Here is an 18,003-nt window from a genome sequence, read left to right as displayed (position 1 = left end):
CGAGGAGAGGTCGCGGACGGCGCCCCCTCCGCCCAGCCGCCGCGCCGCGGTCATACCGATCCCGGTCGCACGGCAGGGCGATCGCCTGGCTGTCGAGGCGAGCGGGGAGACGTTGGCGGCCCCCGCGCGCGAACGTCGCGCGCAGGCGCGTTGCTCAGCCCACCGGTCGAGCCCGGGATCGCGACCGCACGGCCGTCGAGTGCGTAACGCGAGTTGAAAACGTCAGGCGAGCTCCTGCCGGTCGGCGACCGGTACGTGGCGTCCCAGGAACGCGAGCTGGTCGGCCACGACGTGCTCGAACGGCGCTCCGACGTAGATGTCGAAGTGCCCGTAGGGATAGGTGACGACTTCGCCCTTCGGTGCCTTGCGCGCGTCCTTCTCCGCCGCCTTCGCCGGCGCGACGCTGTCGCTCTCACACAGCTGGAACAGCGCCGGGCAGCCCAGGTTCACCGCCTGCCTGCCGGGGCGATGGAACCCGACGTGAAGCGCGAAGCGGGCTGCGACCTCGTTGCGAAACGGTGCCCCGTCGGGGGCGATGGCCAGATAGCCGGGCTCGGCGTCGGGCGTCGCCATCAGCGCGGCCGAGCCCGGTGGCCCAGCTGTCGCCACCATCGTCGGCCCGCGCCCGAGCAGTGCCCCTGCGGCGTCGCGAAGCGCAAGCCCGGTGGCCTTGGCCAGGCCCAGCGGGTTCGCCGCCCGAACCGACGCCTGACCGTCCGTGAACGGGCACTGCGAGATGATCGCGGCGACGCGCCGATCGCGGGCGCCGGCGACGATCACATGGCCTCCGCCGAACGAGGTTCCCCAGAGCACGACCCGCTCGGGATCGACGCCATCCACGGTCCGCGCGTAGCCGATCGCGGCCGCCCAGTCGTCCAGCTGGCGCTTGATGTCGAGCAGCTGGCGCGGCTCGCCGCCGCTCGAGCCGAAGTTGCGGTAGTCGAACACGAGGCAGGCGTAGCCTGCGTCGGCGAAGCGCTGGGCGAACGCGTCGAGCCGCATCTCACGGATCGCGCCGAGGCCGTGGCCAAGGACCACGATCGGGCTCGAAGGGCTCTTGGCGGGATAAAGCCAGGCCGCACACCTCTCACCGCCCGACTCGAAGGTGACGTCCTCCCGGTCGCTCATTGCTTCTCCTTGTTGTTCGTCGTTCGTTTGCAGTCACGACCGCGACCTTGCCCCGAAGCCCGGCGCCGGCGCCCGTAGGACGCCGGCGCCGTCGTCGACCGACCGAACTCGCCCAACTCCACGGGTGGTGTGTCAGGGCCGGACCGGCGGGCCTGTCCTGATGACCGGCTCGGTGTGCTCGACGGTGAATGCGTGGACGGCTGTCATGACCGTGTGCTGATCGGCGACGAGACCGGCGACGGGCTTGGACGTCAGGATCTCCTCCATGGCGGCGCGGCTGTCGGCTCCGAGGACGACACATCCGTGGTAGCGGCGGAAGGTCGGATTGTCGTGCGAGATGCCGGGCGTGGGGTGTGGAAGCGAGGTCCAGGGCAGGAACGTGTACGTGCGCAGGTCGTGCGCGCCCGCCTCGTGGAGCGCGGGGCCGATGCGGTCGTGGACGTACCTGCGGAACGGGCGGCGGCTCACTCCCCGACGTCGGCGCAGCAGAAGGACGGTGCGGTGGCCGACGCCGGCGTCGTGGCCGTCGGTCCACCAGCGGCCTGCTCGTGGTCCGGTCAGGTTTCCGAGAACCCGGTCGAAGACGTTCTGCTCGTCGAGGTACACCTCCCGCATGTGGACCGGGATGGTGAGCGCGCCGGCCATGCTCACCATCCGGACCTCGGCGATGCCGTCGCAGCGCCAGCTCGGGGGTACGGCGGTGCCCACCGTGGGAGACGCGGGCCAGTAGCCGTGATCGGTGGGGGAGAAGTGATGCTGGAGGTACTCGGCGATGCTGGGCAGCCGCGCGACGATCTGCGCGTGCGGTCCCTTCCAGTACTGGAGGGCGGCCTCTCGCGTCAGGTCCTCGCGGAGCCACACCGGGAAGATTCCCGAGGTGGTCGGCACAGGAGAGGTCCTACTCCCGGTGATCGGGCTGCCCGGGCGGGTGCCAAGGGGCTCGTGGTCGCTCGGGATGTGGTTCACGCCTGCTCCGTCCGTTGCAGCATGTGGTTCTTCTGGATGCGGATCGGCTCGACGTAGCAGTCGATCGGCTTGCCGCCGAAACGGGCGATGCATCCGTTGCGGTACTCGCACACCGGCCGGCCCGGCATGGGGTCCTGCATGTTCTTGAACAGGAAGGGGTCGGCGATCATGGCACGGGCCGCCGAGACGGCATCGCAGCGCCCGCCGTCGATGGCCGACTCCATCCCTTCCCTCGTGTGGAACCCCCCGACGCAGATCACCGGGATGCCCAACTGCGCGGTGAACCGCTCGGCCTGGGGGAGGTTGAAGCCCTCGCCGCCGGGTGCGAGACGTTCCGCGACGCGTTCGATGACGGGGGCCGCGGCGAGCATCGCCAGGCGTCGCCGACGAGTCATCGACATCCCCGAGCCCTCGGTGATCTGCCCGCGGATGAACCCTTTGTAGTGCCCCAGGATCATGCCCGGCCACGACTCGTAGTGCGCCCTGGAGATCTCCACCGCGTCGACGCCTTCGCCTTCCAGCACCTTGGCGACGCGCACGAGCTCGGCGGTCGTCGCCCCCCGGCGCAGCGGCAGCATGTCCGTGCCGTTCAGCTTGAGCAGTACGGGGAAGTCGTCGCCGACGCGGGTACGTATCGCGCGGAACACCTCGAGCAGCAGGCGCATCCGGTTGTCGAGGCTGCCGCCGTACTCGTCGGTGCGGCGGTTGGTGTGCGGGGTGAGGAACTGGCTGAGCAGGTAGCCGTGGGCGGCGTGGATCTGCACCCCGTCGAAGCCCACCTCCTGGGCCCGCTCCGCGGCGGCCGCGAAGGTCTCCACCACGGCCGGGATCTCGTCCCGGCGCAGTGGCCGCGGTTTCGTCCCGTACAACGGTTCACGCACCGTGGACGCGGACACCGGTGCCTTGCCCGGGTCCGCCGACCTGACCATCTGGCGGCCACCGTGGTTGAGCTGGGCGATCAGGAGGCTGCCGCCGCTGTGCGCCAGGTCGACCCAGTCCCGCAGGCCGGCCTTCTTGCCGTCGTCGTCGATGCCGGCCTGACGTCCCGCGGACTTGGACTGCAGGGAGACGTAGAGGTTCCCGGTCACGATGAGCGGGGTCCCGGCCCGCGCCATGGGTTCGTAGAACTCGAGCAGCTCGTCCGTCACGTACCCGTCGTCGGTGGCACGCGTCTCGCTGGTCGCCGACTTGTAGAGCCGCCCCGGCACGGTGAGCGTGCCGATCTGCAAGGGACGCAGGAGCGGACTGGTCGGAGGGGTGGGCATCGGCGGCTCTCCTCTACCTCATGGATGCTGTGATGTTCGGGCGCGTCGTGTCCGAGTTGTCCGCGTCGGTCGGTCGGTGGTGCTGCCGGTCGCTGGTGCCGCGGAAGCGCTCGTGCCGCGAGGGCCGTCGGTGCTCGGTCATCCCGGCGTCCAGAGCCCGCTCCCGAAGAGCGCGCGACAGCGGGTTGCCGACCGGCGGTCACTTTCGTTGTCCGTCGTGCTCTGTCCGTTCCGGCTCGGGCGGCTCCGAGGTTGGGCTGGACAAGCCTGGCAAATAATCGACTTACCGGATTATTCGGATACCTCCCTGTCGTCTAGCCGAGCAGGACGTATTCCTTGGTGAAGAAGTACGAGGACCGCGGCAGGTCGATGAAGTTCCTCTCATCCTCAGCGAGCCGGAGGTTGGCCTGCTCCCCTTCAGGCGAGGCGAGCGCCTTGACCAGCGCCTCGCGCGAGGGGAACCAGACTTCGGTGACACCGTCGAGAGCCCGGCCTACCTGGCCGCGCGACGTGGCGATGACGTTACTGAGGGCCGCGTTGTTCGTGTGGCTCTGGACGTAGCGGTTACCCCCCAGCTTCTTGACCTGCTTTCTGGCGAGCGGCCCGTGGTTGTACAGCCAGTAGTGGTAGAACTCGGCGGGCGACAGGTCCGGCCGACGTCGGATGGCGCACACGAGCTTGACCGGATCCGAGGTGGCCGCTGCCGCCTGGGGGACGTGGGACACCAGGATGGCGCTGAGGCCGGCCGCGGTCGCGCCGGCGACGAAGGCCCGCCGCGAGTGTGCATGCTGGGGGGTGTTTGCTGTCGACATCGCATCCTCACGTGGTTTCTGCCGGCGGATCATGTGACTGCCCGGTGTTCGGGTCGTCGTGCTCGGCAATGGGGAGGGGTGATCTGACGAATGAGGCGTGGGCCCGGCTGGCTCCGCATCTACCGAAGGATGGGCAACGAGGCGGACGTGATGACGGCAACCCTGTCTGCGAATGCGTTCACGCGGCTCGATGCCTTCCATGGGGGCGGACGGGGCCGCAGGTCGATGGCGGGTAGGCGCGGCACAGCAGCCCGACTGAAGTCGGGCGGTCACCCTGCCCTGTCCGCGACGCGTCCCGGCGGCCGGACCTGGCACGTGACCCACTGGCCGGCGAGCCCGTCCCTGGGCTCGCAGAGGCGCGTCCGCTACCTGAAGTAACTGGCGCCAGCAGTGAGTGTGGCGCGGCACACCCTGGGTTTGCTTGACAGCAGGCGACAGAATTTTTACCTTGCGCGACATGGAACCACTGGTGCGGGCCGCAACCCTGCGGGGCTGGGCGAGTCTGGTCCGCGAACTCGGCGGGGACGCGGATGCCCTGCTCGCGTCGGCGCGCCTTCCCGGGCACGCCCTGGAGGACGAGGACGCCCTGGTTCCCGCGCGCGCCGCGATGCACCTGCTGGAGGCATCGGCGGTAGGTCTGCGCTGCCCGGACTTCGGTCTGCGCATGGCGCACGCGCAGGATCCGACCGCACTCGGTCCGCTGGCCCTGGTCCTGCAGAACACACCGACCGTGCGGGAGATGATCCAGACCGCGGCGCAGTACCTGTTCGTGCACAGCCCGTCGCTCACGCTGGCGCTGATTCCCGCGGGGCCGGAGTTCCAAGGTCACGTCGCGATGCGGTTCGACATAGTGCTCGACCCTTGCCCACCCGCCCGCCAGACGTGGGATCTCAGCCTCGCCACGGCCCACCGACTCCTCGGCCTCGTCATCAGGAGCGGATACCGGCCCCGGGCCGTGCTGCTGCCGCACTCGCCCGCCGCCCCGCTGTCGAGCTACGTGCGGTTCTTCGGAGCCGAAGTGCGACCCGAACGTGCGCACGGCGCCCTGATCATCGACGAGCGTCTGATGGACATCCCTCTCCAGGACGTCGACGAGACGATCCGCCGGATCGCGACCAGCTATCTCGACACGAACTACCCGGCCCCCGGCTCGTCCACGGCCGACCTCGTCCGCACCGCGATGGCTCGAACTCCCGGCGGGCGCGCGGGAGCGAGCCTGGAGCAGGTGGCGAGGCTGCTGGCACTCCATCCCAGGACGCTGCAGCGTCGCCTGGCCGAGGAGGGAACCGGTTTCGATCACTTGCGCGACGAGGCGCTGAGGGACCTCGCGCACCAGTACCTCACGGAGTCCTCCCTCTCGATGTCGCACGTGGCACTCGCCCTGGGCTTCTCCGAACAGTCGGCACTGACGCGCGCTTGCAGGCGCTGGTTCGGGCAGACGCCGACGGCGCTTCGTCGCGGCAACCGGTAACCCCTCGCTCAGCGGTGGCGGCCGCCACCGTCGACCACGAGGGTGTGGCCCGTCACGAAACGCGAGGCGTCGGAGAGCAGGAACAGGACGGTGTCGGAAACCTCGCCCGGGGTGCCGATCCGGCGCAGCGGTACGGCCTCCACCGCTGACTGCGGCATCCCGGGTTCCCCGGTGAGCGAGGAGAGCATGCCGGTGTCGATCATGCCGGGGGCCACGGCGTTCACGCGGATGCCCCGGGGGCCGAGCTCCACGGCTTGGAACTTGGTGAGGTGCTCCACGGCGGCCTTGGAGGCCGAGTAGGCGCCCGACCGGGCGCGCACGACGTACGCCGCGATCGAGGCCACGTTGACGATCGCGCCGCCCGATTTCCCCATCGCGGGCACGGCGGCCTGGACGCCGAACGATGCCCCGAGGACATGGACCTCGTGCATGCGGGTGAACTCGGCGCCGGAGGTCTCCAGTACACCGTTGAGGCCGTAGACGCCCGCGTTGTTGATCCATCCGTCGAGGGTTCCGAACCGTTGGAATGCACGCTCGGCGAGTGCGTGATGATCCTTGGCGCGGGTGACGTCCATGCCCATCGGCACAATGGTGGCGCCGTGTCGGCACTGCTCGCCCAGTCGCTCAGCGGTGGCTCCCACCGCGCTCTCGTCGAGGTCTCCGGCGAGGACGTTCACTCCGTTGCGGACCAGAGCCAGCACGTGCGCCTCGCCGATCCCCCGGGCTGCGCCGGTCACGGCGACGGTTCTCCCCTTCAGGTCGGCGAAGGCGGCGGGCTCGTAGGTCATCTCGTTCTCCTGCCTTGAGGGCTCTCACGCCGTCGACCAGCTGAGGTGTATATATTGATCTGACTAGTTCATAATCTGCACGTTTCAGGTGAAGGTGATGAGGAGCGGGATGATTGACGACACCCATCGCGATGGGCGGGACGAGGCCCGGGACCGGGCCCTGGACGCTGCGGCGCGTGACGCCGCGTACGACCTGAAGGCGCGCTACTTCTTCTATGTCGACAGCCAGCAGTGGGAAAGGCTGCGCGGGCTTTTCACCGACGACGCCCGCTTCGAGGGCTTCGCATTCGGCGGCGAGGGGCCCGACGCGTTCGTGCGCGGAGTGGACGGACTGCTCACCGGCGCACGCAGCGTGCACCAAGGGTCGCTGCCCCGATTTCGGGCACAGCCCGACTCCCTGGTGCGAGCGCGCTGGTCGATGCAGGACTACCTCACCTGGCCCCCGGGCTCGCGATCCTTCCGGGGCAACTCCTCTCCCGATCTCTCGGGCATCCGGGGGTACGGCTACTACGACGAGGAGTACCGGCGCACGCCCGAGGGGTGGCGGATCGCCTTCCTGCGCCTGACACGGCTGCGGATCGACCTGCTCCACGGCCCGCACACGGAGGACATCTCCGGGGCGCTGCCTCCTGACCTCGACTGGCTACCCTGATCGCCAGGGCCTGCCCTCGGCGACGTTGCGGTCGCCGAGGCGCGTTCTCAGTAACCGACGAATTCAGTAACCGACGAACCAGTAGGGATCCAGCCGCACGCTTTCGAACCTCCACCCCTCGGGAAGGCGGCGGTACCGGTCGAAGTAGCGCCCCACGAAGCGCACCGGTTGCGTGTCGCCTTCGCGCGGCTGGTGGTAGACCGTGACGTACCAACTGCCCGTCGCGGTGTCGCCGTCGACGGTGATACGCGGCGTGGTCACGGAGTGAACGGTGGCAGGGAGCGGGTCGGGAGCGACCGTCTGCGCGGCGATGCCGGCCTCGATCTCTTCTCGCGTGCGGAAGACCCCCCAGTCGCCGAGGGCGCATACCCCGTCGGGTGTGAAGAGCTGGGCGAACGCATGGGCGTCGGCCGAGTCATAGGCCCATGAGTACTCCGAGCGGAGTCGCGTGATCCGGGCGACGTCGTCGCCGTACGAGTCGGTCATCGGGTGGTCCCTTTCGTTGCTGTGGAGCACGTCTCACTTGGCCAGGTAACCGCCGTCGACCGTGAGCGCCGAACCGGTCATGAACGTCGAGGCGTCGGAGGCGAGCCAGAGCGCCGCCGCCGCGACCTCCTGGGGGTCACCCATACGGCCCAGCAGGTGAGCGTCTCCGACCTCCTTGACGGCGGCCGCGGGATCGGGGGCCTTGTTGGTGTAGTCCGACACCATGCGGGTGTCTATGTAGCCGGGGACGAGGACATTCGCCCGGATGCCGTCGGCCGCGTAGTCGAAGGCGATGCTGCGCGTCATCGACAGCACGCCGCCCTTCGCGGAGATGTAGGAAACGGAACCGGGGATGGCGACCTGGGCGTTGATGCTGGCCACGTTGATGATCGACCCGCCGGTGCCCTGCATGAGGGGAATGGTCTCGCGGGACATGGCGAAGACCGACCACAGGTTCAGTTGGATCGTCTTCTCGAAGATCTCGTACGGCGTCTCGTGCACCCGGAGCAGGCCCTCGGCGAGTGCTCCCACTCCCGCGTTGTTGTAGAGCGCGTCCACGCGACCGTGCGTCTCCTGCGTGGTCGCGACGACGCTTCGCACGCCCTCGATCGTCCCCATGTCGGCGACGACAGTGGTGACGGCGTTGCCGTACTCCTTCTTGACCTGGTCCAGCGCCTCGGCATCGATGTCGCTCGTGACCACGAGGGCACCCGCTTCGATGAACATGCCGACGGCGACGCGGCCGATGCCGTTTCCGCCGCCGGTGATGACGGCGATCTTCCCGTCCAGCAGGGGCTTCCTGCCGGTGGCGACGTCACGATTGAAACCCATGGTTACCTCGTCTTTCGAGAACTCGTTGTGTTGTCCTGTCCGGGCCCTGCTCAGGGCGTGGAAGTCGGCCTCGGTGTACGCGTCGATCCGCGGCGTGCGCCTAGAACATGGCCAGACCGCCGGTCACCGGCAGGATGGCGCCGGTGATGTTCCTGGCGCGTTCGGAGGCGAGGAAGGCGACGGCTTCGCCAATGTCCTCGGGTGTCTGACCGCGGCGGAGGGGGATGCTCTGTTCGTTCTTGCGCCACACCGCCGGGTCGAGCGTGTCCCAGATGGCGGTCCTCACGATGCCGGGGCAGACCGCGTTCACGTTCACGTTGAAGGGGCCCAGCTCGAGGGCCATGACCTGGGTGATCATGATCGCGGCCGCTTTGGTGGCGTTGTAGGTCAGGTACTCCTCGACGGCCTGGTGGCCGGCGAAGGAGCTGATGTTGACGATCTTTCCGGAACCCTGCTGCTTGAAGTGGATGCCGGCTGCCTGGGCGGCGAAGAAGAGGCCTCGCTGATTGATGCTGTTCAGCCGGTCCCACTCCTCCTCGGTGATCTTGTCGAAGGGCATCTGGGCCGCGACTCCGGCGTTGTTGACGAGAATGTCGAACCCGCCGAACTCCCGGACCGCCGCGTCGATCACGGTCGCCGTACTGGCCGCGTCCGACACGTCCTGCCGTACGGCGAGCGCACGTCCGCCGTGCGCACGGATCCCCTCGGCGGCCGACCGCACTCGGCTGTCGTCGATGTCGGTGAGAACGACGGCGGCACCGTGGTCCGCGAGCGTTTGCGCGATGCCTTTTCCGATGCCCTGTGCGGCACCGGTGATCACCGCCACCTTGTTGGTGAGGTCGTTGAGATCGGCCATGACTGGCCTCCTTGCCAGGCGGGGGACCGTGCGGGCACGGGCGGGTGCAGCACGGAAGTGACATGGTGTTGCCGGGTGCGTACCGGCTCACGTCGCCGGCGCGGCGACGCTCGGAGGGCGCCCGGACGTTATCCGCGGGCGGGATCGCCGGCGCGCTCGCCGGCTGCGTGATGGACGCGGGCGTCGGCGGTGCCGAGTCGGAGACCGGCCAGGTATCCGAACGTGATGATGGGGCCAAGGGTGCCTCCCGCGCCCGGGTAGCCCTGCCCGGTGGGCGAGGCGGCGGCGTTGCCGACGGCGTAGAGGCCCTCGATCACGGCGCCGCGGGCGTTCAGCACCCGGCCGTGGGTGTCGGTGAGGGGGCCTCCCTTGGTGTCCAGCAGGCCGGGGCCGAGGATCGTCGCGTACAGGCGGGTGTTGAGGTTGAGGCGCCTGAGCAGGGGGTTGGGGCCGTCACCGTCGCCGAAGCGGGAGCTGACGTAGCGTTCGAAGCGGCTCTCGCCCCGGTGGAAGTCGGTGTCCGCGCCGGCGTCGGCCAGGTCGCCGAAGCGGTCGAGCGTCGCCTTCAACTCGGTGACGAAGCCGTCGTGGAGCCGACCGTGCCCGACGTGCGCGCCGAGGGTCTGCAGACGGTCGTCGACGGCCGCGGCCAGTTCCTCCAGGGAGTCACCGGGCACGACCCAGTAGGCACTGTCGATGTCCACGGGAATCGGGTTACCGAGCCGGTCGATGGCCCAGCGGTCGGCGACCTCCTGGTCCCAGATGGTGATGAGCGGGAAGTTCGCGTAACGAAGCGTCTCGGGATCCCAGGCCGCCATGACCCGTGCGGCTTCGTTGTAGGGAGCCTTCTCGTTCAGCACGCGCCGACCGGAACAGTTCACGGAGAGCAGCCCGTCGCCGAGTGTGTAGAAGGAGCAGAAGACGTCCTGCGGATCCTTCAGGAGCCTTTCCACCACGACGGGACCGCACCAACCCTGGTTCATGTTGGCGAACCGCGCTCCCAGTTCGCCCGCGAGAGCGATGAAGTCCCCGGTGTTGGTCGGGGCGGCACAGCCTCCGATGTAGGGACCGTCGAGGTACTGGAGTCGCAGGTCGGCATTGTGGGTGAAGCCTCCCGTGGCGAAGACGACTCCGACCCGGGCGTGGATGTGCAGCCGGTGCCCGTCCTCGGTCTCCGCCACCACGCCGACGACCCGCCCGCGGTCCAGGATCGTGTCGACGACCCGGTGGCCGGTGAGCAGGCGGACGCCCAGACGTTCGGCTGCGGCGACGAAGTCGTCGATCAGCAGCCGGCCGCCTTCGGCTCCGCCCATGGAGCGTGAGTGGTAGAGCCCGCGGCCCTGGGGTGTGAGGTTCTCCGGGACCTTTTCGAGGTAGTCGTACAGGCCGTTGGACGCCTGTGCCAGGTGCAAGGCGTCAAGTGTCTCCAGTTCCTCGTGTGCCTGGGCGCCGTGGTCGTAGAACGCGGCCAGGCCGTCGAACTCCCATTCCGGCAGGCCGAGAGTGGGCGAATGAGGGTCGTACAGCGCGGGACGGCCGATCCTGGCGAGGTATCGGAGGGCTGCTGTCCGGTCATCGGCCACTCCTTGCTCCCGCAGGAACTTGTTGTTGGGGATCCATACCCCTCCGGCCGACTTCCTGGTGGTGCCTCCGAATCGAGCGGCTCGTTCGAGAACGAGTACCGAGCGACCGTGACTGGCTGCGGTGACGGCAGCAGACAGACCTCCCGCACCACTGCCGGCGACGACCACGTCGATGTCCACGTCGTACTGAAGCGGGCGGCTCTCAACATTCAGCATGGTGCTCCTAGCCCAAGCCTGTGTCACGCATGGCGGACATTTCTACTCATATCGTCGATGAACATGTGTGGGCGGCTCCGGTTCTGGCGGTGCACAGGCATTCCGGTGGCGACTCCGAAGTGGAGCGGACGTCGATGAGCTCGGACTGAACCATCCGGTACTCGTGCGTGAGGAGAAGCTGGAGATCCTCCACGCCGAGCGCCTCGGCTGCCCGGCCCGCGATGGAGGACATGGCTTCCCGGCCCTGATGCTCGCTGTTGAAGACAAGCGCGATGACGCCGTCGGGAGCCTCGCTCGGAGCGCTCAGGTGTTCCCGCGTAAGCATCGGGACGGCCATGTCGCGCAACAGGTGCCGTTCGTCCAGCAGGCCCGGCAGTTCCAGGGGGCGAAGGGCGAGCTCGTACTCCAGTAGCGCGGCGAAGTCGTTCGGCGCCGAGGTGGCCAGGTCGGCGTCGCCGCTGGATCGGTAACAGGTCTCGACGACCCCGGCGACCGGGAACGCCGACTCTCCTGTGCTCGCGGTGGCGACGACGTGGTCTGGGCGTAGTGCTCCAGGCCCGGCATGCGCTTGACGATGTCGGCGTGATCGGTCCTCCAGCGCCGACTGAAGGCCGACGGCCACAGCGACGAGTTGCGTTGGAGGAGGGTGATGCGGTGAAGCACGATCGCGACCTTCCGGTAAGTGCAGCGAGCTCGGGAGAACAACCCCGAGAGCCGCCCGGCTCTGTGCACTATGTGCATCGTGTTTCGCCATATTTACACTGGGCTTGCGTGCTGGCAACCCCCGTGTGGCACGAAAGCTCGGTGCGGGGGAGTGAGGAGGAGCTACCTCGCAAGCGCTGAGTAAAGTGCGTGCATGAGCACTCCACCTGCCGATCTGTCCCCCTCGCCCGCGGAGGAGGAAGAGCCGACCAACTCGCGCAACGTCGGCTCGAAGACGCTGGCCAGGGGGCTGCGTGCACTGGAGTTCGTCGCCGGGTCGGAGGGCGGTGCGACCATCCAGGAGCTGGCCGCGGAGCTTCAGGTCCATCGGACGATTGCCTATCGCGTTCTGGCGACGCTGGAGGATTTCAAACTCGTCTTCAAGGACCCCGAGGGGCGGTACCGGGCCGGAGCCGGACTCAGCGCCCTGGCGCATCAGGTTCAGCGCGGTCTCCGCGAGACTCTGGAGCCGTATCTGCGTGACCTCGCCCGTGAGCTGCAGGCAACGGTGGCTCTGTTGGTCGCGGAGGGGGATGAGGCCGTGGCGGTCTCCGTCGTCGAACCGCCCTACTCGTCGTATCACCTGGCCTTCCGGACCGGCAGCCGGCACCCTCTCGACCGGGGTGCCGCGGGTCACGCCCTGCGTGCGGCGATGGAGCGGTCGGTCGGCGAGCCGGAGATCGTCACCAAGGCCCGCGGCGACGGCTACGCCAGCACATGGGGAGAGGTCGAGCCCGGCGCCTACGGCGTCGCCATCCCCCTCCGTCGCGGAGTGGGGCTGCCGGCGGCCTGCGTCAACCTCATCACCAATCGCGCCGAGGTGGCAGAGCGGGCCATCCCCGTCCTCCTGGCGAAGGCCGAGGAAATCAACGCCAGCCTTTCCTGAGTCCGTCTTCAGTCGGCGCCACCGTCGCCACGCCGCGCCCATTCTCTTCACGCGATCATCCGCCGCCTCCCGCAGCTGTCACTGCGGGAGGCGGTTCGCTTTCCAGCCCTCGGACCAGCTTGACACCCACATCCATCGCTGTTCACATAGTGCTATTAAGCGTGTAGATAGTGTTCCTCGGGGTTCCCCACGCCAGCGGCCCCGACCTTTCGAAGGACCGATGGTCATGGCACATCGTGGATACGACAGCGTCTGGTCCGACCTGCAGCAGGTGGAGTTCAGTCAGGGATTCCTGCAGGCCGGCCCCTACCGCACGCGGTACCTGCACACGGGCGACGACTCGAAGCCCCTTCTGCTGCTCCTGCACGGCATCACGGGGCACGCCGAGGCTTACGTCCGCAATCTCCGCAGCCACGGAGAGCACTTCAACACGTACGCCCTCGACTTCATCGGCCATGGCTACTCGTCCAAGCCGGACCACCCCTTGGAAATCAGGCACTACCTGGACCAGATCCAGCACGTTCTGGACACTCTCGGCGCCGAACGGGCCTACTTCTCGGGCGAGTCGCTGGGCGGCTGGGTCACGGCACGGATGGCGCAGCAGCACCCGGACCGTGTGGAGCGCATCGTGCTCAACACGATGGGTGGAACCATGGCGAACCCCAAGGTGATGGAGCGGCTGTACACCCTTTCCATGGAAGCGGCCGAGGACCCGTCATGGGACAGGGTGCGCGCCCGCCTGGAATGGCTGATGGCCGACCCGATCATGGTGACCGACGACCTGATCCGCACCCGTCAGGCCATCTTCGAGCAGCCCGACTGGAAGGCGGCCTGCGAGATGAACATGGCTCTGCAGAACCTGGAGGTCCGCAAGCGCAACATGATCTCCGACGATGATCTGCGCTCCATCGCCGCGGATGCCCTGGTGATCTGGACGACCAAGGATCCCTCCGGTCCCGTCGACGAGGGGCGGCGTATCGCCCAGCTCATTCCGAAGGGACGGCTGGCCGTCATCGAGAACGCCGGGCACTGGCCGCAGTACGAGCAGACGGACGAGTTCGACCGCATTCACCTCGATTTCCTGCTGGGCGGCTGATCGATGCGCGGCATGGCGAAGGGAGGAGGGACTCTCGTGAGCAGCAGGGTGGACACCGACGTCCTCGTGATCGGAGCAGGCCCGGTCGGACTCACGCTCGCGAACCTGCTCGGGGGCTATGGACAGCGGGTCACCGTGGTCGAAGCCCGCGCGGAACTCATCGACTACCCGCGAGGTGTGGGGCTGGACGACGAGTCCTTCCGCACCATCCAGACGATGGGCCTCGTCGACGAGATCGGCCGGCACACGGTCCCGCACCACATCATGCGCCTGGTCAACGGCAAGGGGCAGGTGCTGGTGACCAACGATCCGGCCACCGAGGAGTTCGGCTGGCCGCGCAAGAGCGGATTCGTACAGCCTCTGGTCGACAGGGAGCTGCTCGCGGGCCTCGACCGCTTCGACACCGTCGACGTCCGCTTCAGGCACCAGCTGGAGGACCTGACCGAGGGCGACGACCACGTCGTGGCGACCGTCCGCGCGGGCGGGCCCGGCGAGGACAGCGCCCTGCATCAGCTCAGGGCCCGGTACGTCGTGGGCTGCGAGGGCGGACGTTCCTTCACCCGCAACTGGATGGGCGTCGGCTTCGAGGGCAAGTCCCCCTCGACCCGCTGGCTCGTCATCGATGTCGACAACGATCCGCTGGGCACTCCCAACGTCTACCTCGGAGCCGATCCGAAGCGCCCCTACGTGTCCATCGGCCTCCCGCACGCCATTCGGCGCTGGGAGTTCATGCTCTTCGACCATGAACCCGCCGAGTTGGTCGACGACCCTTCCTTCATGGCCCGACTGCTCGCCGACCACGTCCCCGACCCGTCGCGACTGGACGTCATCGGCCAACGTGTCTTCACCCATCACGGCCGTATCGCCGGCAGCTTCCGCAAGGGTCGTGTCCTGATCGCCGGCGACGCGGCCCATCTGATGCCGGTCTGGCTCGGGCAGGGATGGAACTCCGGCATCCGCGACGCCACCAACCTGGCCTGGAAACTCACCTCCGTCCTGCGGGGGCAGGCTTCTCCGGCACTGCTCGACACCTACGACGTGGAACGCAGGAATCACGCGCAGGCCATGATCGACCTGAACCTGACCGCGGGCTCGATCATGAAGTCCGACCGCAAGGCCGCCACGGTCCGCGACGCGGCGGCCGCCGTGCTGAACCTGGTGCCGTCGGCCAAGAGCTACTTCACAGACATGCGTTTCAAGCCGATGCCGCGCTACGACCGCGGGGTGGTTGTCGACGTCACGAGCCGCACACCCGGCCGGGCGGCCGAGCGCATTGCGCGCAAGCTGCTCCCCATGGTCGACGCCCCCGACGACAGGTCGCCCGTGGGCACCCAGTTCATCCAGCCCCGGGTGAACACCCAGGACGGCCCCGGTCTCCTCCTCGACGACGTACTCGGCCCGTGGTGGACCATCGCCGCCTGGGGCAACAGCCCCGCCCGCCTGCTGAGCCCCGACGACCTGGAGCGGGTACGCGAACTCGGCGCCACCCTGGCGTGCTTCGTCCCCGAAAGACAGCGCGCCTGGGCCGAGAAGGAATACACGGACGCTTCGGTCCCGGTCGTGGTGGTAGGAGACGCGGACGGTTCCGTCAAGCGGTGGTTCGACAATCGGCCGGTCGGAGTGCTCTTCCTGCGCCCGGACCGGTTCGTGGCCGCGGCGTGCCTCGCGCAGGAGGCGTCCGCCGCTTTCGCCAGTGCGCTGACGGCCATGTCCTTCAGCCAGCGGGAGGTCTGACTGTGTCCGTTGCCCTGGTGTGCATGTCGCACAGCCCTCTGCTCGAGTTCGGTGAACCGCCGGCGGATGTCCGCGAAGCCGTCGACAGAGCCTTCGCCGACGCACGGGACTTCGTCAAGGACTTCGACCCCACCCTGGTCGTCTCGTTCGCACCCGACCACTACAACGGCTTCTTCTACGAACTCATGCCGCCGTTCTGCATCGGCTACGCCGCCCACGCTGTCGGCGACTACGACACCCGGTCCGGCCCTCTGGACGTTCCCGCCGACCGTGCCGAGGCACTGGCCCAGCATGTGCTCGACCAGGACATCGACATGGCGATCTCCCGCCGTATGGAGATCGACCACGGAGCGGTCCAGCCACTGGAGATCCTCTTCGGTGGGATCGATGAGCGGCCTGTCATCCCGGTCTTCGTCAACGGCGTGGCCCGGCCTTTCACCTCCATGCGCCGCGTCCGCCGTATGGGAGAGGCCGTCGGCAGCCACCTGCGCGAGCTGTCCGAGCGGGTTCTGGTGATCGGTTCCGGCGGGCTGTCCCACGATCCGCCGGTGCCGCAGTGGGCGTCGGCGACGCCGGCGCAGCGGGACATGCTGCTGAACGGCCGGCACCCGACGGCCGCCGCCCGGGCCGCGCGTCAGCAACGCGTGATCGACACCGCGAAGCAGTTCGCCCGCGGCGAGGCGGGCATCAAGGATCTCAACCCGCGGTGGGACGAGCGGTTCCTCGACATCTGTGGCTCGGGCGACCTGAGTCCCTGTGACGTGCTCACTCCCGATGCCATGGCGGCCGATGCCGGCAACTCCGCGCACGAGGTACGGACCTGGCTCGCCGCCTTCGCCGCACTTGGCGCCGCCGGCCCTTACGAGGTCACCTCGCGCTTCTACCGCCCCATCCCTGAATACATCGCCGGATTCGGGGTGATGACGGCACGCGGGAGCCAGTGACCGCACGGACTCTTCCCGGTCGGGCCGTTCGGCCCGTCCGGGCTCAGGCGACGGTGGACGGCCGAGGGCTCATCCTCGTTCTCACGCTGTGCGAGACGACGAGTTCTCCTGAGTCGAGTTGCCCTGTGACCCGCCGCTGGGGCGGAAAGTGACCGACTTGCCGGAGAAGCGAGCGCTGAGTCCGCTCGCCGTGGGGGTGACCGAGCGCAGGTGCAGGCCCTCGGGGATGTTCCGTAGCTGGATCGGCTTCTCGAAGATCTTGTCGAGCAGCGCTTGGGTGGTGGCCAGTGCGCCGCCCGTGACCTCGAAGTCCTTGAAGGCGACACGGTTGCCGGAGACCGCCGAGACGGTGGCCGTCACGGTGACCTCGCTGCCAAGGGGGAGCGGGACGCTCGCATTGATCCGGCCCGGGCGGGTGCCCTGGGAGACCTCCAGGCCGATGGCGTGGGCCACGTCCGTGTACGACAGGTAGGCGGTCGCCTCCGCCGAGTGTGCCAGTGCCTCGGTGTCGTCGTCGGGCTTCGACAGTCCGTCCAGTGCGAGGTCGAGTCGGGAGACCGGAAGTGGGCGGTCGGGTCCGTCGGCGGGTATGTCGTGCGCGGTGATGTCCACGTGCCGCAGGGTGCCGGAGGCCAGTTGGGCCAGCACGGGGAAGCCGCGGACGTGGACCTCGGGCCGTTCGGGTGTGTCCATGCCCTGCTGGAATGCCTTCGCCGTGCGCGACTCCACGCGGGCCGTCGCGACCCGGTCGACCACGAGGGGCACGAGGGTCAGCGCGACCAGGACGACGCCGACGACGACCGGCCGTCGGGCTCTGCGGGGCGCCGCGGGTGGCTCGAATGACGCGTACGGGACGTCGTCGTCCTCATATCCGTACCGGGGCTGGCGCATGAGACTCCTTCAGAGGGGTGACTGTGCCCGGCGCCGTGCAGACGCTGGACCGTGGAAGCTGCGTCGTCCTGGTCGACGCCTGCGGCGATCAGCGCGGCGGTGGCGGTGCCGGTGCCGTCGTCGGCCCAGGTTCCGGAGTTGACGCTGTCCAGGAGTGCCAGCAGGTGTGCTTCGAGGGCTCTGCTGAGGGGGCCAGGCGGAACGCTGGTGTGGAAGACGCCCTGCCGCTGGCCGCGGGCGAGGATCCCGGCGACCGTGTCGCGGGCGGGGGAGAGGAGTTCGCTCACCCGATCGGCCCCCAGATCCCGGCAGGCGAGGGCGATGAGTGTGCGGTAGCGATCGCCGACAGGCCACAGGGTAAGGACGAAGCGCGCCAGGGCACTCGCCGGGTCGGGGGACGGCGTTCTCCCGACGGTGACCGCGAGGCGTATCGCTTCCGCCGCGTCCGCGGCGAGTCCCTCGATGAGCGCGGCCCGACCGGCGAAGTGCATGTAGACGGTGCGACGTGCCACGCCGGCGGCCTGGGCGATGTCGGCGAGGCTGCTGTCGGGGTTGCGGCCCAGTTCTTGCCGGGCCGCTTCCAGGATGCGGGTGCGGGTTGCACGCGTTGGGCGACGCTGTGGCGCGTACGGGGCTGGTCGGCTGGTCACGTCGGCACCTCTGGCGTGGAGCGGGCGGGGGTCCCCGAGATATTTG

The 18,003-nt window shown here is 68.6% G+C and carries 18 protein-coding genes; 6 read left to right on the top strand and 12 right to left on the bottom strand.

Going from position 1 to position 18,003, the window contains the following annotated elements; translation table 11 throughout:
- Positions 1-222: 222 nt before the first annotated feature.
- The 4 genes from ACWD4O_RS12045 to ACWD4O_RS12030 all read right to left on the bottom strand — a co-directional run bounded on the left by ACWD4O_RS12045 (position 223) and on the right by ACWD4O_RS12030 (position 4,204).
- Positions 223-1,128 carry an alpha/beta hydrolase gene (locus ACWD4O_RS12045; RefSeq protein WP_351902401.1) on the bottom strand — a complete coding sequence of 302 codons (906 nt, stop codon included), beginning with the start codon at positions 1,126-1,128 and terminating at the stop codon, positions 223-225.
- 132 nt (positions 1,129-1,260) lie between these two features.
- Positions 1,261-2,016 carry an EthD domain-containing protein gene (locus ACWD4O_RS12040; RefSeq protein WP_351902404.1) on the bottom strand — a complete coding sequence of 252 codons (756 nt, stop codon included), beginning with the start codon at positions 2,014-2,016 and terminating at the stop codon, positions 1,261-1,263.
- 74 nt (positions 2,017-2,090) lie between these two features.
- The gene (locus ACWD4O_RS12035; RefSeq protein WP_451279626.1) at positions 2,091-3,359 is read right to left on the bottom strand and encodes an NADH:flavin oxidoreductase; all 1,269 of its coding nucleotides are present in this window, start codon (positions 3,357-3,359) and stop codon (positions 2,091-2,093) included.
- A gap of 314 nt (positions 3,360-3,673) precedes the next feature.
- A complete protein-coding gene (locus ACWD4O_RS12030) occupies positions 3,674-4,204 on the bottom strand; it encodes an EthD domain-containing protein (RefSeq protein WP_451279625.1) in 531 nt (176 codons plus the stop codon).
- A 424-nt stretch (positions 4,205-4,628) separates the two neighbouring features.
- Here ACWD4O_RS12030 and ACWD4O_RS12025 point away from each other — a divergent pair, with 424 nt between their 5' ends.
- Positions 4,629-5,642, top strand: a complete 1,014-nt coding sequence (locus tag ACWD4O_RS12025) for an AraC family transcriptional regulator (RefSeq protein ID WP_451279624.1) — start codon at positions 4,629-4,631, stop codon at positions 5,640-5,642.
- 8 nt (positions 5,643-5,650) lie between these two features.
- On the opposite strand, the gene ACWD4O_RS12020 is transcribed toward ACWD4O_RS12025, so the two are convergent.
- A complete protein-coding gene (locus ACWD4O_RS12020; RefSeq protein WP_451279623.1) occupies positions 5,651-6,430 on the bottom strand; it encodes an SDR family NAD(P)-dependent oxidoreductase in 780 nt (259 codons plus the stop codon).
- A gap of 109 nt (positions 6,431-6,539) precedes the next feature.
- On the opposite strand from ACWD4O_RS12020, the gene ACWD4O_RS12015 reads away from it, so the two are divergent.
- Positions 6,540-7,082 carry a nuclear transport factor 2 family protein gene (locus tag ACWD4O_RS12015; RefSeq protein WP_351902419.1) on the top strand — a complete coding sequence of 181 codons (543 nt, stop codon included), beginning with the start codon at positions 6,540-6,542 and terminating at the stop codon, positions 7,080-7,082.
- A gap of 63 nt (positions 7,083-7,145) precedes the next feature.
- Here the strand turns inward: ACWD4O_RS12015 and ACWD4O_RS12010 are convergent, their stop codons facing one another.
- The 5 genes from ACWD4O_RS12010 to ACWD4O_RS11990 form a co-directional block, all read right to left on the bottom strand.
- Entirely contained in the window at positions 7,146-7,568 is a 423-nt protein-coding gene (locus ACWD4O_RS12010; protein WP_351902421.1) for a nuclear transport factor 2 family protein, read from the bottom strand.
- Positions 7,569-7,601: 33 nt separating this feature from the next.
- Positions 7,602-8,399: an SDR family NAD(P)-dependent oxidoreductase gene (locus ACWD4O_RS12005; RefSeq protein ID WP_351902424.1), complete on the bottom strand. Its 798-nt coding sequence runs from the start codon at positions 8,397-8,399 to the stop codon at positions 7,602-7,604.
- Between the two features lie 100 nt (positions 8,400-8,499).
- Positions 8,500-9,255 (bottom strand): SDR family NAD(P)-dependent oxidoreductase, encoded by a 756-nt coding sequence (locus ACWD4O_RS12000; protein ID WP_351902427.1) that lies wholly within the window; start codon positions 9,253-9,255, stop codon positions 8,500-8,502.
- Positions 9,256-9,383: 128 nt separating this feature from the next.
- On the bottom strand, positions 9,384-11,054 hold the full coding sequence (locus tag ACWD4O_RS11995) for an FAD-dependent oxidoreductase (RefSeq protein WP_451279622.1): 1,671 nt from the start codon (positions 11,052-11,054) through the stop codon (positions 9,384-9,386).
- A gap of 46 nt (positions 11,055-11,100) precedes the next feature.
- Positions 11,101-11,676 (bottom strand): hypothetical protein, encoded by a 576-nt coding sequence (locus ACWD4O_RS11990; RefSeq protein WP_451279621.1) that lies wholly within the window; start codon positions 11,674-11,676, stop codon positions 11,101-11,103.
- A 234-nt stretch (positions 11,677-11,910) separates the two neighbouring features.
- Here ACWD4O_RS11990 and ACWD4O_RS11985 point away from each other — a divergent pair, with 234 nt between their 5' ends.
- The 4 genes from ACWD4O_RS11985 (at position 11,911) to ACWD4O_RS11970 (ending at position 16,416) form a co-directional block, all read left to right on the top strand.
- Positions 11,911-12,642 carry an IclR family transcriptional regulator gene (locus ACWD4O_RS11985; protein WP_451279620.1) on the top strand — a complete coding sequence of 244 codons (732 nt, stop codon included), beginning with the start codon at positions 11,911-11,913 and terminating at the stop codon, positions 12,640-12,642.
- 226 nt (positions 12,643-12,868) lie between these two features.
- Entirely contained in the window at positions 12,869-13,738 is an 870-nt protein-coding gene (locus ACWD4O_RS11980) for an alpha/beta fold hydrolase (protein ID WP_351902438.1), read from the top strand.
- 36 nt (positions 13,739-13,774) lie between these two features.
- On the top strand, positions 13,775-15,472 hold the full coding sequence (gene mhpA, locus ACWD4O_RS11975; protein WP_451279619.1) for a bifunctional 3-(3-hydroxy-phenyl)propionate/3-hydroxycinnamic acid hydroxylase MhpA: 1,698 nt from the start codon (positions 13,775-13,777) through the stop codon (positions 15,470-15,472).
- A gap of 2 nt (positions 15,473-15,474) precedes the next feature.
- Positions 15,475-16,416, top strand: coding sequence for a 3-carboxyethylcatechol 2,3-dioxygenase (locus ACWD4O_RS11970; protein ID WP_451279618.1), 942 nt, complete (start codon positions 15,475-15,477; stop codon positions 16,414-16,416).
- A gap of 81 nt (positions 16,417-16,497) precedes the next feature.
- Here ACWD4O_RS11970 and ACWD4O_RS11965 read toward each other — a convergent pair whose 3' ends face one another.
- Complete coding sequence (locus tag ACWD4O_RS11965) at positions 16,498-17,172, bottom strand: LmeA family phospholipid-binding protein (RefSeq protein WP_451279663.1); 675 nt, start codon at positions 17,170-17,172, stop codon at positions 16,498-16,500.
- Between the two features lie 14 nt (positions 17,173-17,186).
- Positions 17,187-17,957, bottom strand: coding sequence for a TetR/AcrR family transcriptional regulator (locus tag ACWD4O_RS11960; protein ID WP_451279617.1), 771 nt, complete (start codon positions 17,955-17,957; stop codon positions 17,187-17,189).
- Positions 17,958-18,003: the final 46 nt, after the last annotated feature.

The sequence above is a fragment of the Streptomyces sp. NPDC002623 genome (assembly GCF_053592635.1).
Note: the sequence above shows the minus strand (reverse complement) of the source record. Positions and strands in the feature narration are given on the sequence as shown.

What these genes read in the sequence shown, in the direction of transcription:
- ACWD4O_RS12045 (WP_351902401.1), bottom strand. Translation starts at nt 1,128, where the DNA reads ATGAGCGACCGGGAGGACGTCACCTTCGAGTCGGGCGGTGAGAGGTGT.
- ACWD4O_RS12035 (WP_451279626.1), bottom strand. Translation starts at nt 3,359, where the DNA reads ATGCCCACCCCTCCGACCAGTCCGCTCCTGCGTCCCTTGCAGATCGGC.
- ACWD4O_RS12030 (WP_451279625.1), bottom strand. Translation starts at nt 4,204, where the DNA reads ATGATCCGCCGGCAGAAACCACGTGAGGATGCGATGTCGACAGCAAAC.
- ACWD4O_RS12025 (WP_451279624.1), top strand. Translation starts at nt 4,629, where the DNA reads ATGGAACCACTGGTGCGGGCCGCAACCCTGCGGGGCTGGGCGAGTCTG.
- ACWD4O_RS12020 (WP_451279623.1), bottom strand. Translation starts at nt 6,430, where the DNA reads ATGACCTACGAGCCCGCCGCCTTCGCCGACCTGAAGGGGAGAACCGTC.
- ACWD4O_RS12015 (WP_351902419.1), top strand. Translation starts at nt 6,540, where the DNA reads ATGATTGACGACACCCATCGCGATGGGCGGGACGAGGCCCGGGACCGG.
- ACWD4O_RS12010 (WP_351902421.1), bottom strand. Translation starts at nt 7,568, where the DNA reads ATGACCGACTCGTACGGCGACGACGTCGCCCGGATCACGCGACTCCGC.
- ACWD4O_RS12005 (WP_351902424.1), bottom strand. Translation starts at nt 8,399, where the DNA reads ATGGGTTTCAATCGTGACGTCGCCACCGGCAGGAAGCCCCTGCTGGAC.
- ACWD4O_RS12000 (WP_351902427.1), bottom strand. Translation starts at nt 9,255, where the DNA reads ATGGCCGATCTCAACGACCTCACCAACAAGGTGGCGGTGATCACCGGT.
- ACWD4O_RS11995 (WP_451279622.1), bottom strand. Translation starts at nt 11,054, where the DNA reads ATGCTGAATGTTGAGAGCCGCCCGCTTCAGTACGACGTGGACATCGAC.
- ACWD4O_RS11985 (WP_451279620.1), top strand. Translation starts at nt 11,911, where the DNA reads ATGAGCACTCCACCTGCCGATCTGTCCCCCTCGCCCGCGGAGGAGGAA.
- ACWD4O_RS11980 (WP_351902438.1), top strand. Translation starts at nt 12,869, where the DNA reads ATGGCACATCGTGGATACGACAGCGTCTGGTCCGACCTGCAGCAGGTG.